We start from the raw sequence: 14,458 nt of genomic DNA on the forward strand, positions 1-14,458 counted from the left end.
GGCCGGTCGGCCAGCGTCTGACTGCGCGGGCCGGCCCCGGCCACCGTCTCGACCCGAGGTGGCCGGGACCGGCCCGGTGCGGTCAGAAGTCGTCCACGTTCACCGTCACCCGGTCGGTGCTCGATCGCCAGTTCGGTACGTTGATCACCTCGTGGCCGCCGCCGCGTTGGCCCACGGTGATCTGCACGAGGCCGAGGCGGGCCGGTGTCGCCGGGATGAAGACGTCCATGCCGGTGATGAAGGTCTGACTGAAGAACTCCGGCAGCGGGGCCGTCAGGTCCGTGACGCCATCGCTGCCGTCGTCGAAGGCGAAGATGCCGATCGTCCGCTTGGCGCGCGGTGTGTTCGCCGAGTTCAGGACATCCCTGCCGTTGATCCAGAGGTGGTCGCCGGCGTCGCCCTGGTCGCCCCACCACTCCTTCTGGCGTTGGATCGTGAGCGCCGTGTGCCGGTCGCTGGTGTCGACCAGAGCGCTGAGACCCTCACCCGGCACGCTGGTCGCGAGGCGTACGAACGAATCCGAGCGAAGGAACGGCTGGAAGTAGAAGTGGTGCGTCGCCGCGCCGGGGCGCACGATGGCGAACTCGTAGCGCGCCGTGGCGAGCACCGGAAGGGGGCCGAACGAGCCGTCGCCACTGAGCGACAGCCGATGCGCGGGCCGGTGTGACAGTCGGCCGCCGGTCAGCGGGCTGACCGGGTAGACCTCGAGAGTCGCACCGGTGACGCCGACGTTGCTCGGGAAGAGCACGGCCCGGCCGGAGACCCGGGCGGTGCCGAAGAGTTGGGGCACGATCCGCGTCGTCTGCGGCGCGCGGCCCCGGAGGAACCGGAAGATCTCGGTGAACGACTCCACCGACGACACGGTCTGGGTGTGGGACTGATCCGGCAGGTGCACGTTGGTCGCGCCGACGATGGCGCGGGCCGGGTCGCCTTCGCCCCAGATCGCGAGGGTGGGCACGCCACCCGGCGGGGAGGCCGCGGTGCGCCCGTCCAGGTTGACGTAGTGCGCGACCCGGGCGGCGCGCTCCGGGGAGCTGGTGAGGTAGCCCTGCGTGACGAAGGTGCCCAGCGAGTGCGCGAGCAGGTCGACCCGGTCCGCGCCGGTGGCCGCCAACAGGCGGGAGATCCGTGCGTCGAGCCCCGCGTACACCTGGGGCAGGATCGTCGCGATGTTCGGGGAGTCGTACTCGTGGGCTTCGATGATGTCGATCGGGTAGCCGTTGCTGGCCAGCCGTTTGGCCTGGGACTCGAACTGGGCCGCCGATCCCGCGCTGCCGTGGATGAAGATCACCGGGCGGTGGGTCGGTGTGGCGGTGGCTGCGGCGGCGCGGGGGACGGCGACGGCGGACAGGCTGGCGGCGAGGGCGACCCCGACCAACGCGGAGAGCAGTCTGCGGCGAGATGTGTGCATCGATCCTCCACCTGGACGGACGAAGTATTTGCACTGCTAGCGCAGGTATCGTGTCAGGGTGCGGCGCGATGGTCCACACCTGACGGTCGACCGACCTCTGTGGTGGGCGCCCCCGGTCACCGCGCCAGCCGACCCTGCCTCCAGCCGGCCCCGCCGCGTCCGACGATCAACACAGCGTCATCTGACAGACACAGCCAGTAAATGTTCGGATGGTTGTGCGACTATCGGCGCAGCATCATGTCGAACGACCGTCCACCGGTCTGCCCGCGCACGGTCGCGGACAGTGCACGGGGGAGGGCACACCTCGTTACCCCCTTTGGAGAGCACGATGTCCCTCTCCCCGTCCCGGGTCTTCGCAGAGCTGAACGCGACTCGACCCCCTGATCAGCCGTCCCCGACGATGGGAACGGCCGTTGTGGTCGGTGGCAGCGTCGCCGGCCTGCTCGCAGCCCGGGTGCTGTCCGATCACGCCGACACCGTCGTCATCATCGACCGGGACGACCCGCAGGCGACCGGCGCGCGGCCCGGCGTACCCCAGGGGACGCAGCTGCACGCGCTGCTGCCCGGCGGCCTGTTCCAGCTGGAGCGGCTGTTTCCCGGATTCCGCGACGAGGCACTGGCGCGCGGAGCGGTCGAGGCGCCGCCCACGGCCCGGCGCAACTACCTCGACGATCAGCTGAAGGTCGTCGTCCCCGACGACGCCGACAGTCTGGCGGGCAGTCGGCCGCTGCTGGAGGGCCTGATCCGCCAGCAGGTGCTTCGACTGCCCAACGTCAAGACGATCACCGCCCGTGCCACCGGCCTCACCTTCGACGGCACCGCGGTCACCGGGGTCCGCTGCGAGGTCGGTGGCGTGCCCGGTGTCGAGCGGGCGGATCTCGTGGTGGACGCCATGGGGCGGTCCAGCAAACTGTCGGACTGGCTGGAACGGGCCGGCTGGGACCGGCCGGTCACCCGACGGATGACCGTACATCTCAACTACGCGACCGCCCTGTTCCGCCGCCCGGAGCCCACCCCGGCCTCGACGGTCGTGCTGGCCCTGAACACGCCGGGAATGGCGCGCGACGTGGCCGGAGCCGCGTTCTTCGCCATCGAGGACGGTCGGTGGATGGCCATGATGGCCGGTTACGGCGACGACCGGCCGGGGCGCACCGCCGAGGACTTCGTCCGTCGCCTGCGCGAGCAGTTCCCACCGGAGTTCGGTGAGGTGGCCGACCAGGAGATGATCGGTGATGTCCAGACCTACCACCATGCCGACAGTCGGCGACGGGACTTCCACGCGCTCAAGCGGTTCCCCGCCGGCCTGATCAGCGTCGGCGACGCCGTCGCGTCGTTCAACCCGGTGTACGGGCAGGGCATGACGGCGGCGGCCCTGCACGCGGCCTGCCTGTCGACGTACCTCCGGTCCGGCCCGGATCTGCGGGCGCCCGCGCGCCACTATCTCGCGCTACAGAAGGTCGTTGTCGACGCCGCCTGGTCGCTCTCCACATCGGCGGACCTGGCGCTGCCCCACGTCGACGGGCCCTATCCGCGCGGCTACCGGCTCTCCAGCTGGGCCAGCAGGCAGGTCATCGCCGCGACCGTCACGGACGTGACGACCGCGCGACGGTTCAACGACGTCGTCTCCATGCGCGAGCACCCGCGCTCCCTGGCCCGGCCCGGTGTGCTCCTGGACGCACTGCGGGCCAACCGGCGCGCACGCTGAGCTGGCGACCCGGCGGCCTCCATGCGAGGCCGCCGGGACAACCCCCTAGCGGGGGAGCTTGCGGAGGATGTCGACCACGAAGCGGTGGTCGTCCAGCTGCGGCAGCCCGGAGACGCCGACCCAGCCCACCACGCCGGTGCCGCGCACCCGCAGTGGCAGGGCGCCTCCGGCCGCCGCGTACCGCGAGGCCGGCAGGCCGAACCTCTCGGCCAGCGTCACCTGCTTGTCCTGACACAGTCGAGCCATGTAGAGCGAGGAGTGCTCGAAGCGCATCACGACCCGCCCCTTGCGGCGCAGCCACGCGTCGTTGTCCGCCGTCGACCCCGGCAGGCCACAGTGGAAGAGCTGCCGTCCGGCCCGCCACACACCCACCGAGACCGGCAGCCGCTGCTCGGTGGCGGCGGCGACGGCGAGCATCCCCAGCTCGTACGCGTCGGTCTCGGACAGGCCCGCGAGCTCCAGCTCGCTCTCCTCGCGCAGCAGCTCGTCCAGTGTCGGCCACGATTCACGGTCAGCTGACAATTTTCATCTCCTCATCGTGCGGGGCGATCACACCGGGTCGTGCGAGGCGATCACCCAGGGTCGTGCGGGGCGGTCACCAGGCGCAGGGCGCGTAGTCCTTCAGGAAACAGCCGTACAGGTCCTCGCCCTGCTCGCCGCGGACGATCGGGTCGTAGACCCGGGCCGCGCCGTCGACCAGGTCAAGTGGGGCGTGGAAGCCCTCGTCGGCCAGCCGCATCTTCGTCGGGTGCGGGCGCTCGTCGGTGATCCAGCCGGTGTCGACGCTGGTCATCAGGATGCCGTCGGTCAACATCTCCTCGGCGCTGGTGCGGGTCAGCATGTTCAGCGCGGCCTTGGCCATGTTGGTGTGCGGGTGCCCCGGCCCCTTGTAACCGCGGCCGAACTGGCCCTCCATGGCCGACACGTTCACCACGTACTTGCGGCGGGCCGACGCGGCGGCCATCGCCGGACGCAGCCGGCTGACCAGCACGAACGGCGCGGTGACGTTGCACAGCTGCACTTCCAGCAGCTCGACCGGGTCCACCTCCTGCACGCGCTGGACCCAGCTGTTGACCGAGTCGAGGTCGGGCACGAGACCCCCGGCGTCGATGGCCGTGGCCGTCGCGATCCGGTCCGGTGAGGCCGAGCCGCTGGTCAGCGCTAGCGCGGTGAGCGCGTGCGGGGTGAGCGCGGTCGACTGTGGCCCGGCGGTCAGGCTGCCGACCGGGCCGCCCGCGCCGTCCGGCTTGGCGAACGTGAGCAGCTCCGGCAGCGGACCGTCCGGCAGGGCCGCGGCCTCCGCGGCGATGAGCTGCGCGTACGCCCCGGGGGACCGGCGGACGGTCTGCGCCGCGTTGTTGATCAGAATGTCGAGGGGGCCCTGGCTGCTCACCGAGTCGGCGAGAGCGATCACCTGGGCGGGGTCGCGCAGGTCGATCCCGACGATGCGCAGCCGGTGCAGCCAGTCCCCGCTGTCGGGCATCGCGGTGAAGCGGCGGACCGCGTCGTGCGGGAACCGGGTCGTCACCGTCGTGTGGGCGCCGTCGCGCAGCAGCCGCAGCGCGATGTACATGCCGATCTTGGCCCGGCCGCCGGTGAGCAGCGCGCGCCGGCCGGTCAGGTCGGTACGCGCGTCGCGGCGCTCCCGGTTGAGCGCGGCGCAGGACGGGCAGAGCTGGTGGTAGAAGGCGTCCACCTCGCGGTAGCGCTGCTTGCAGACGTAGCAGCCGCGTGGGTTGTGCAGGAAGCCGGCAGTCTCGCCCGCCACGGAGGACGCGAGCGGAATGCCCTGCGTCTCGTCGTCGATCCGCCCCGGAGCGCCGGTGGCGGTGGCCTCCGTCACCGCGCGGTCGGCGGCGAGGATGGCCTCCCGCCGCTCTTCCCGCCGCCGCTGCTTGATCACCTTGTAGAGCCGGGCGGTGGCCCGCTGCACCCGCACCACGTCGGGGTGGTCGGAGGGGAGCGCCTCCAACGCCTCGAAGACGCTGAGGCAGGCCTCCAGCCGGCTTCGGTCAATACCCTCTTGACCGTTTTCGGTAATGTTGTCCACCGTCATGCGTCGTTGTCTCGTCCCGTATCCCGTGCCGGCTCCAGCCGGCCCGTCCCAAGTCCGACCCGAAACGGTACGCGCCCCTCGGCCTCCGACGCACCTCGCGGCCGTCCGGCGCGGCGCTGCCCGGCGCTGCCCGGCGCGGCGCTGCCCGGCGCGGCGCGGCGCTGTCAGGCGACGTCGGCCTGGCCGAGCCGCCAGTACCCCATGAAGGCCACCGCCCGCCGGTCCAGACCCCGCTCGGCAACCAGGTGCCGGCGCAGGTTACGGATGACGCCGGCCTCCCCGGCCAGCCACGCGTAGAGCGGCGCCGGGGCCACCTCCTCCGGCACCTCCCACAGGATCTCCGTGTCCACGTCCACGTCCGGCACGGGCTGGGCGGCCTGCGGGGTGCCGGGGGCCAGGAGTTTCCCGGCTGCGTCGGCGACCGCGGGCGCCAGTCGGCTGCCGTGTCCGTCGAGGCCCCGGGGCAGCCAGTGAACCTCGATTCCGGGGGGCGCGGCCAGTGGCAACACGTCGTCGGCGACAGGCACCTCCAGCAGGACCGTGCCCCGGGCGTCGAGCGGGAGCCGCTCGCAGATGCTGGCGATCGCCGGCACTGCCGTCTCGTCCCCGGCCAGCAGCAGGCAACTCCCGGCCGACGGTCGGAACTCGACCCCGCCGTGGTTGCCGTCGAAGCCGGCGTCCGGCCCGACCAGGGCGATCTCGTCGCCGACACTGGCCCGCCGAGCCCAGCGCGTCGCCGGGCCACCGTCGCCGTGCAACACCAGGTCGATGTCGACCTCGGCCAGGTGCGGTCGGACCGCCCGCACCGTGTACGTCCGGATCGGGTTGCGCAGGTGCTCCGGCAGGGCCCGCCACTGCGCGTACCAGTCCGCTCCGTCGGGCAGGGTCGCCCCGCGCTGGCCGGGCAGCGGAAGCGCCAACTTGATCCGCTGGTCGTAACCGTTGTCGGCGAAGCGGTCCAGGTCCGCCCCGGTGAAGGTCACCCGGGTGAAGGACGGGCTCAGTCGGCGTACCGCGTGGACGGTGGCGGTGAACACGCGCCACGGGGCGATGGGCAGGGTCTCGGTCATGGTGCCTCTCTGGACTCGGGCTGGCGTCGACCGGGTGGTGCTCGCCACGGCGCGGGACCGCTGGACTGCGTGAGGTTAGGCTAACCTAATCAACTGGCGGCCTGTCAACCCGGTCGCGCGGCCGTGATCAGCCCTGGTGGCCGGTGGTCGTCGGGCCCGGGCGCGCGTGGGGGATGCTGGGTCCGTGCACATCGCGACCCTCGGCCCACTCGCCGTCGACGGCCAGCCCGTTCGGGGTGAACGGCTCGCGGCGGTGCTCCGCGCGCTCGTCGACGCGCGCGGGCGGGCGGTCTCCGTGAGCCTGCTCGTGGACGCCGTCTGGGACGGCGCGCCACCCGACGACGCGACCGGCGCCGTCCAGGCGCTGGTGTCCAGAGTGCGCCGTCTCGGGCTGCCCGTGGTCGCGGTGCCGGGCGGATACCGGCTGCCCGCCGAGGAGATCACCGTCGACGCGGTCGAGGCGCGGGCGCTCCTCGATCAGGCGCGCGCCGTGCTCCAGTGCGGTGACGCGCGTGCCGCCCGCAGCGTGGCCGACCAGGCACGTGCGCTGTTCTCCGAGGTTCCGGAGTTGGCCACCGCCGAGGACGCCCGCCTGTTCGCCGAGGTCGCCGCGCTGCGCGCGCAGGCGGCACTCGCCGGCGCGGGCCCGTTCGACGAGGTCGACCTGAGCCGGCTCGTCGCGCGTACGCCGCCGGACGAGCCGTCCGCCGCCCTGCTCGTCCGGGTGCTCGCCGCGCAGGGGCGGGAGGCGGAGGCGCTGGAGGTGGTCGAACGACTCCGGGCCGAGCTGGCCGACCGGTACGGCACCGACCCGTCGCCCGTGATCACGACAGTTCACCTGGCGTTGCTGCGTGGTGAACTCACCTCCCCGCCGGTCGCGGCGCCGCCCCGGAAACCGGCGCGGATCACGCTGCCCACCGCGTGGCGCCGTCCCCTGACCGCGCTCGTCGGGCGGGAACGCGACGTCGAGTCCGTCGCCGCCGCTCTCGCCGAGACACCCCTGGTGACGATCGTGGCGACCGGTGGCGCGGGCAAGACCCGGCTCGCCGCCGAGGTGACCCGCCGGACGGCGGCGGCCGGGCAGTCGGTACGCGTGATCGAACTCGCCGGTCTGCGCTCGCCCGACGAGGTGTTGCCCACGGTGCTCGCCGCGCTCGGCGGTGCGGACACCGCGGCGACCGGCGGCAACCTTGGTCTGGAACGGCGGGTCCTCAGCCCCGAGGCGCGGTTGCGCGCCGTGGCACCGGACCTGGACGGGCTGGTGGTGCTGGACAACTGCGAGCACGTGCTCGACGCGGTGGCGGTGGTCGTCGCGGACCTGATCGCGGTGGCCTCGCCGGAGGTCGCGGTGCTCACGACGAGCCGCGCCCCACTGGGCCTCGCCGGCGAGTTGGTGCACCGGCTCACCGCGTTGCCGGACGCCGACGCGCTCGCGCTGGTCGAGTCCCGGGCGAGGGCCGGCGGCGCCGTGTCGACCTGGGACACCGCCCGGGTGCTCGCGTTGTGCCACCGTCTCGACAACCTGCCGCTGGCCCTCGAACTGGCCGCCGCGCGACTGCGGCACATGCCGATCGACGACGTCCTCGCCAGGCTGAGCGACCGGTTCGCGCTGCTCGACGACGCGCTGCGTGGCCTGCCGGAGCGCCACGCGAGCCTGTGGGCGATGGTCGACTGGAGCAGGGACCTGCTCGCCGACGACGACCGCGAGTTGCTCCAGCGGGTCGCGGTCATCCCCGCGCCGTTCACCGCGGACCTCGCCGCCGCCGTCGCGAATGCCCCGGACGTGCGTCGGGGCCTGGCGACACTCGTCGAACAGTCCCTGTTGACGCTGGTCGAGGGGGACGGTCCGCCGCGCTACCGGATGCTCGAAACGGTCCGTGAGTACGGCGAAGCCCGCCTCGACGCGGTGGGTGCCCGTGCGGCAGCCATGACCGGTCTGGTCCGGTGGGCCCGGGAGCAGGCTGTCATGCTCGCCGAACGGTTCGTCGGCCCGGAACAGGTCGATGCCCTCGCCCGCTGCGCCGCCGAGCAGGACAACCTGCTCGCGGCGCTGCGCTGGGCACTGGAGCAGGACGACGAGCCGGCCGCGATCGACGTCGCGACGGCGCTGTTCCACCTCTGGACGGTGCGCGGTCTGCACCTGGAGGTTCTCGGGTGGGCGCGCGGGCTCCTGGGAGTCGACGATCCGGACCGCCGCCGCCGCTCCGCGATCCTGCACGGCCGCGGCGTGGGGAGACCACTGCCCGACGCCGACCGGCTCGCCTGGCTGGCGCTGTTGATCGGCGTCAACTCCGGCATCAGCGGTGAGTTTCGACTCGTGGCGCTCACCCGGCGGGCAATTCGGGTGCTGCTCGCCGAGCGGTCCGACGAGGTGTCGTCCCGGTTCACCGCGCTCGCGTCGGCGCTGTTCGCGTTCGACGTGTCCGACCCGGAGAAGAGCATGAAGGCCTCCGGCGAGATGATCGGGCACCCCGACCCGTACGTGCAGGCGCTGGGTCTCTTCGCCCGCGCCGCGGTGCGGGAGAACAGCGGCATGCCCGAGGCCTCGGTCGCCGACGCCGAGCAGGCCTACCATCGTTTCGCGATCGTCGGTGACCACTGGGGCATGGCGATGGCGGCGGGGGCTGTCGGGCAGTTCCTGAATCCGAGCGGAGACACCGGGTCGGCCGACTGGCTGGCGCGCAGCGTCCGACACATGGAGATGATCGGTGCCACGCAGGATGCCCGCTCGATCCGGGTCCGGCTGGACGTGCAGCTCGCCCTGACTGGCGACGCGGAAGCCGAACGACGACTCGTGGAGACGGCCGCGCCGGGCGAGGGCGAGGCGGTGGACGCCGCGGTCGCGTGCCTGGGGCTGGCCCACCTGGCCTGGCAGCGCCAGCAGTACGACGAGACCCGCGCGTACGCTGCCCGGGTTCTCCGGATCCTGGCCGGCTGGACGACCCCTCAGCCGCAGCCGCGCGCCATGCTCCGGGTCGCGGTGGCGGTGCTGGACCTGCGGGTGACGCAGGCACGGGTCGTGCCGGGGGAGAGCGTCGACGGCCACGTGGTCGCCCTGCTGACCCTCGCCCGGGAAGACGCGCTCTCCTCGAAGGACCTGCCGATCATCGGGGCGTGGGCCCAGGGCGGCGCCGAACTCGCGGCGTACCGGGGCGACGACGCGACCGCACGGGAGCTGTTCACGCTCGGCGCCCGCATCGGCACCCACGTCGGGATGTTCTTTCCACCCGGAGACGCCGAACGACTCGACGCCGCCCTCGGTGACGAGGAGCAGCGCGAGTCGTTACTGGCCAGGTGGCGTGAGTGGCCGGTCGCCGCCGCAGCGGCCCGAATCCGCGAGCTGATGGACGACCTGCTGGCGTGAGCTAGATCTTCTTGCGGTACATGCGCAGCGCCAGCGGCATGAACAGCGCCACGAAACCGGCGCACCAGGCGAGGGTCCACCACACGTGGTTGCCGAGTGGGGTGCCGAGGAACAGTCCGCGTACCGACGCCACCAGGTGCGTCATCGGGTTGACGTCCACGAACGCCTGCATCCAGCCCGGCAGGGTGTCGGCGTCGACGAACACGTTGGACGCGAAGCTCAGCGGCATGATCAGCGCGAACATCAGGCCCTGCACGGCGCCCGGTGTCCGTACCTTCATCGACACGAGCACCGGCAGCCAGCTCAGGCAGAGCGCGAACAGCACCGCGAGCAGACACCCGGCGACCGCCCGGAACGGGTCGGTGTCGATCCGGAAACCCATCACGTAGCCGATCGCGAGGGTCGACACCGTGACGATGACATACCGGACGACGTCGCCGAGGACCGCGCCGACCAGCGGTGCGGAGCGGGGGATCGGCAACGACCGGAACCGGTCGAAGATGCCCTTGGCGATGTCGGCGTTGAGATTGATGCCGATCGCGATGGAACCGGTCGCGATGGTCTGCGCCAGGATGCCGGGCAGCAGGAACTGCAGGTAGTCGTGGGTCGATCCGGCCACCGCGCCGCCGAAGATGTACACGAAGATGATCAGGAACAGCACCGGTTGCACTGTGACGTCGATCAGCGCCTCCGGCGTACGCCAGGTCTTGATGAGGCTGCGCTTGGCGAGCGCCAACGAGTGCCGGACCAGCCGGAACGGCCGTGGGTTCGGCACGGGGTTCGCGAGCGTGCGGCCTCTCGTGGGCGCTGTGTCGATCAGGGTGCTCATGCCGCGACCTCCGTGGGGCGGGTGGTGTCGTCTTCTGATGCCGTACGCCCGGTGAGGGTGAAGAACACCTCGTCGAGGCTCGGCAGGTGCAGGGAGAGTTCGGTGACCGCGATGCCGGCCGTGGCGAACCGCGCGACGCTCTCGGTCAGGGCCGCGTCGTCGGCGACCGGCACCGCGAGGACGCCCTTGCGGATCTCGTCGGCCTGCGCGCCGGAGCCGACCTGGGTCAGGATCTCGGCGGTTCGGGGCAGCTGCGCCGGGTCGGACGGCCGGACCTCCAGGGTCTGCCCGCCGACCACCCGCTTGAGCCCTTCGGGGGAGTCGTGCGCGATGACCCGGCCGTGGTCGATGACCGTGATGGTGTCGGCGAGCGCGTCGGCCTCCTCCAGGTACTGGGTGGTGAGCAGCACCGTCGAGCCGTTGTCGACCAGCGAGCGGACCACGTCCCACATGTCCTCGCGCTTGGCCGGGTCGAGCCCGGTCGTCGGCTCGTCCAGGAAGATCACCTCGGGGGAGCCGACCAGGCTGGCGGCCAGGTCCAGCCGTCGCCGCATGCCGCCGGAGTAGGTCTTGGCCGGCCGGTTCGCGGCCTCGGTCAGGTCGAACCAGTCGAGCAGCTCGGCGGCCCGTCGCCGGGCGCCACGTCGCCCCAGCTCCAGCAGCGTGCCGAACAGCTCCAGGTTCTGCCGCCCGGTCAGATCCTCGTCGACCGAGGCGTACTGGCCGGTGAGCCCGATGCTCTGCCGAACCCGCTCGGCGTCCCGTACCACGTCGAAACCGCCGATCCGGGCGGTCCCGCTGTCCGGGGTGAGCAGGGTGGAGAGGATCCGCACGGCGGTGGTCTTGCCCGCGCCGTTGGGGCCGAGCACCCCGAGCACCGTGCCGCGGGGGACGGCGAGGTCCACGCCCTGTAGCGCCCTCGTCTTCCCGAACGTCTTCACGAGGCCCTCGGCCTCGATCACCAGGTCAGCTGTCATGCGCCCAGTCTGCGCAGGCCCGCTGACACCGCCCCGACACGCCGCCGACACCGGCTGACACGGGCTGACATCGGGACCGCACGCGGGAGGGCGGCCGGGTGCGCACGTCCACACCGACGGTCGACGGCGCGATATGCTGGCCACGGCAGAGCGCCTGCCAGCGCCCGATGTGGTGGCCCACGCCCGACCGCATGCCTGGGGCCAAGAGTCTCCGACTCCGCGCCGACGTGTCGACTCTCGGCGTGCTGGCCACGCCGCCTGTTCGGTGGAGTGCGTGGGGCTGCACCGGAGGCGTCATGTCTGATTCCATCCCCCGGCGGACCCCGGCCCCGGGACGCGCCCGCAAGCGCGCCATCCGGGAGCATGCGGCGCGGGCTGGCGTTGCCTACTCGGAGGCAGCCCGGCAACTCGAGTCGGCCGGCCTTCGACCCGGCGAAACCCTTTCCAGGTACGGGCGGACGATCTATCCGATCGGGTTCGACCCGCATCGCCAACTGCTCGTCGAACGCCGCGAGCGGCGGTCGTTCGAGGAACGCGTGTCGGACACCAGGCGGGCCGCGCTCCTGCCTCATGGTCGCGCGCAGCACCTCGTCGAGCGGTTCCCGCCCAGCCGTGGGCGTACCGGCAGCGGGGTGGGCTCGCTCTATCACGGCGAGGGCCGCGAGGAACTGCTCGCGATGCTGTACGTGGTGATCCTGGCCGAGTCGCCAGGGTTGTTGCCCGAGGTGGGGGACCTCGCCTGGATCGCGGAACTCGGCGAGGAGACGGCGCTCGACACGGCCTGCGCCGACGTCGACCGAGAGGCCCGTCGCCTGCTCGACCAGGAGCCACTGCACCTCTGGTCGGGCATCCAGCAGGCGCTGACCGTTGCCGAACGCAGCGTCGACGGGCAGGTCCGCCAGGAGGCGATCCGGCAGACCGCGCTGTTGAGCACCATGATGACGCCGCACCTGGGATATGCGGGCGAGCCGTGGGTTCCGGGGTTGCCCGTCGCCGGTGTCCGGCAGATCCTCGACGCGCTGCTCATCGTCGCCGACGACGGACACGCGCCGGGCACCCGGGTACGTCTGCTCACGCAGCCGCACCAGGCGAAGTCGGCCACGATCATCGGCGCCCGGTGGGATCGGTCAGGTCCGCCGGTGGGCTATCTCGTGTGGCTCGACGGGGCGACGGCGCCGCTGTCGGCCCGCCCCGACGACCTGATTGTCCTGGCCGACCAGGAGAGCACTCCGCGCTGAGCCGCGGCCCGGCAGGGTGACGCCCGCATTCTCCCCGCCGCCGTGCCCGGTCAGATCCTCCTGAACCGCTTCGTCGTCTGGACCAGCGTCGGATGGATCAGGCGACGGCCAGACGGAAGACCTGCCTGGAACCGCCGTCCGGACCGGGATCGACGACCTCGGCAGGGGTGAAACCAAGGCGTTCGTAGAAGGCACGCGCACCGCTGACGCAGGCGCCCGGGTGATCGGCGCCAAAGGTGACCACTTCGACGGAGCCCGAACCCGGCACAAACCTGCGCATCGCCGCTGTCATCAGGGCACGACCAACACCCTTCCCCCGTGACTGCTCGGTAACGACAAGCCAGTGGACGTGGTGGGTCGGAGCCTTCGCCGTGAACAACAACCCACCCAGGAGATCGGACCCGGAGGAGACAGCAACGATCGCTGTGGACCGACGAATGTGCTTGCGCACCGCGTCATGGAAGCCACGATCCTCGACCATCGGGCCGAACCAGCACTCGACCTGGGCCGCCAGGCCAAGGAAGCCGTTGAAGTCCCGCTCTTTGCCAAGTCTGACGAACACCCGGGCAGTCTGACAGCAACACAAGGGCGTCAACCCCGCCCCACCTCGTCGATCATGGAGTTGTGGTGCTTAACAAAAGCCCTGAATAGCAATAACTCAGGCACCACAACTCCATGATCCCCCAGGGCGACCCGCCCTCGTGCCGCGATCTTGCACTTTCTGTCCCGACATAGGGGCCATTCCACGCGTATCGACAACCGAAACTGCAAGATCGGCGGGCGCGGGGCGCGGGGCGCGGGGCGCGGGGCGCGGGGCGCGGGGCGGGGGTGTGGGCGAGGGCGCGGGCGCGGGAGCCCGGCCGGTGCGGTCGAGGCCGTCGAAGAGCTGTCCGGCCCGCGGCGGGGGGCGTGCTGCGGCGGGACAGTTCGCACGGCGCGACCGCGCTCCGCGCGATGGTCCACCTGCTCAGCTCGGTAGGCGGCCCCGCGTGGAGACGAAGTGGTACGACATGACGGCGAACCCGGGGTCACGGAGCAGCCGCCGGAAGGCGTTCAGTTGATTGGGCGACAACCCCGCCGCCAGCAGGTCCGGTTCCAACTGGCGGGAGTTCGTCTCGTAGAGCGATGTTCCGGTCGACCCGCCGGCCCAGCTCTGCGAGTGGGTGATGGTGTCCAGGTCGGTCAGACCGGCGAGGGCCATCTCGGTGTGTACGTCCTGGGCCCAGCCCAGGTCGGCGCCGTGGTCCTCCAGGACACCCATCATGGCGTCCATGACCTGCGCGAAGAGCTTCGCGGCGTCGTCGGTGGGGGCGGTCAGCACCCGCTGCGGCGCGGTGCAGTCGAACTCCTCGACCACCAGCCATCCGCCGGGCGCCAGCGCGCCGGTGAGGGTGCGCAGGACCCGTCGTCGATCGGGGAGGTGCAGCAGCACCAGCCGGGCGTGGATCAGGTCGAACGCGTCACCGGGCGGCGGTTCGGTGCGCACGTCGTGCTGGCGTACCTGCAGGTTGCCCTCGGCCACGAGGTGCGTGGGGTCGATGTCGGTGGCCAGCACGTGACCGTCGTCACCGACCGCGCGGGCGATCCGCCGGGCCAACGAGCCGCCACCCGCCCCGACCTCCCAGCAGGTCGCGCCCGGTCGCAGCACCGGGCCGGCCAGCCGACGCGTCGTGATCGGGTCCAGGAAGGACTCCAGCGCGTGCATCTGGGGGACGGCGTCCGGTGCGCCGTTGTCGAACGTGTACGTGTCGTCGCTCTTAGCGGTTGTCATCGGTGTCTACCTCTCCGAGAAGGGTCGGGTGACTCGA

General features: G+C 71.9%; 11 protein-coding genes. 3 read left to right on the forward strand and 8 right to left on the reverse strand.

What is annotated here, in order from left to right:
• Nucleotides 1-82 precede the first annotated feature (82 nt).
• Nucleotides 83-1,411 carry an alpha/beta fold hydrolase gene (locus tag V6U86_RS21530; protein ID WP_334505712.1) on the reverse strand — a complete coding sequence of 443 codons (1,329 nt, stop codon included), beginning with the start codon at nucleotides 1,409-1,411 and terminating at the stop codon, nucleotides 83-85.
• 328 nt (nucleotides 1,412-1,739) lie between these two features.
• Between V6U86_RS21530 and V6U86_RS21535 the strand changes: the two genes are divergently transcribed.
• Nucleotides 1,740-3,116, forward strand: coding sequence for an FAD-dependent oxidoreductase (locus tag V6U86_RS21535; protein WP_334505714.1), 1,377 nt, complete (start codon nucleotides 1,740-1,742; stop codon nucleotides 3,114-3,116).
• Between the two features lie 45 nt (nucleotides 3,117-3,161).
• On the opposite strand, the gene V6U86_RS21540 is transcribed toward V6U86_RS21535, so the two are convergent.
• From V6U86_RS21540 to V6U86_RS21550, 3 genes are all read right to left on the reverse strand, one after another.
• A complete protein-coding gene (locus V6U86_RS21540; RefSeq protein WP_334505716.1) occupies nucleotides 3,162-3,638 on the reverse strand; it encodes a heme-degrading domain-containing protein in 477 nt (158 codons plus the stop codon).
• Between the two features lie 73 nt (nucleotides 3,639-3,711).
• Nucleotides 3,712-5,172: an SDR family NAD(P)-dependent oxidoreductase gene (locus V6U86_RS21545; protein ID WP_334505719.1), complete on the reverse strand. Its 1,461-nt coding sequence runs from the start codon at nucleotides 5,170-5,172 to the stop codon at nucleotides 3,712-3,714.
• Between the two features lie 164 nt (nucleotides 5,173-5,336).
• Nucleotides 5,337-6,242 carry a siderophore-interacting protein gene (locus V6U86_RS21550; protein ID WP_334505721.1) on the reverse strand — a complete coding sequence of 302 codons (906 nt, stop codon included), beginning with the start codon at nucleotides 6,240-6,242 and terminating at the stop codon, nucleotides 5,337-5,339.
• Nucleotides 6,243-6,426: 184 nt separating this feature from the next.
• Between V6U86_RS21550 and V6U86_RS21555 the strand changes: the two genes are divergently transcribed.
• Nucleotides 6,427-9,606, forward strand: coding sequence for a BTAD domain-containing putative transcriptional regulator (locus tag V6U86_RS21555; RefSeq protein WP_334505723.1), 3,180 nt, complete (start codon nucleotides 6,427-6,429; stop codon nucleotides 9,604-9,606).
• Between the two features lies 1 nt (nucleotide 9,607).
• On the opposite strand, the gene V6U86_RS21560 is transcribed toward V6U86_RS21555, so the two are convergent.
• Together V6U86_RS21560 and V6U86_RS21565 are read right to left on the reverse strand one after the other, a co-directional pair.
• Nucleotides 9,608-10,435: an ABC transporter permease gene (locus V6U86_RS21560; protein ID WP_334505725.1), complete on the reverse strand. Its 828-nt coding sequence runs from the start codon at nucleotides 10,433-10,435 to the stop codon at nucleotides 9,608-9,610.
• Nucleotides 10,432-11,412 carry an ATP-binding cassette domain-containing protein gene (locus tag V6U86_RS21565; protein ID WP_334505727.1) on the reverse strand — a complete coding sequence of 327 codons (981 nt, stop codon included), beginning with the start codon at nucleotides 11,410-11,412 and terminating at the stop codon, nucleotides 10,432-10,434. Before V6U86_RS21565 ends, V6U86_RS21560 begins: the two co-directional genes overlap by 4 nt.
• A 296-nt stretch (nucleotides 11,413-11,708) precedes the next feature.
• Between V6U86_RS21565 and V6U86_RS21570 the strand changes: the two genes are divergently transcribed.
• Nucleotides 11,709-12,650: a hypothetical protein gene (locus V6U86_RS21570; RefSeq protein ID WP_334505729.1), complete on the forward strand. Its 942-nt coding sequence runs from the start codon at nucleotides 11,709-11,711 to the stop codon at nucleotides 12,648-12,650.
• A gap of 97 nt (nucleotides 12,651-12,747) precedes the next feature.
• Here the strand turns inward: V6U86_RS21570 and V6U86_RS21575 are convergent, their stop codons facing one another.
• Both V6U86_RS21575 and V6U86_RS21580 read right to left on the reverse strand, forming a co-directional pair.
• On the reverse strand, nucleotides 12,748-13,212 hold the full coding sequence (locus V6U86_RS21575; RefSeq protein WP_334505731.1) for a GNAT family N-acetyltransferase: 465 nt from the start codon (nucleotides 13,210-13,212) through the stop codon (nucleotides 12,748-12,750).
• 405 nt (nucleotides 13,213-13,617) lie between these two features.
• Nucleotides 13,618-14,421 carry a methyltransferase domain-containing protein gene (locus V6U86_RS21580; RefSeq protein ID WP_334505733.1) on the reverse strand — a complete coding sequence of 268 codons (804 nt, stop codon included), beginning with the start codon at nucleotides 14,419-14,421 and terminating at the stop codon, nucleotides 13,618-13,620.
• Nucleotides 14,422-14,458 lie beyond the last annotated feature (37 nt).

This window comes from Micromonospora sp. CPCC 205558 (assembly GCF_036902955.1).
Lineage (GTDB): Bacteria > Actinomycetota > Actinomycetes > Mycobacteriales > Micromonosporaceae > Micromonospora.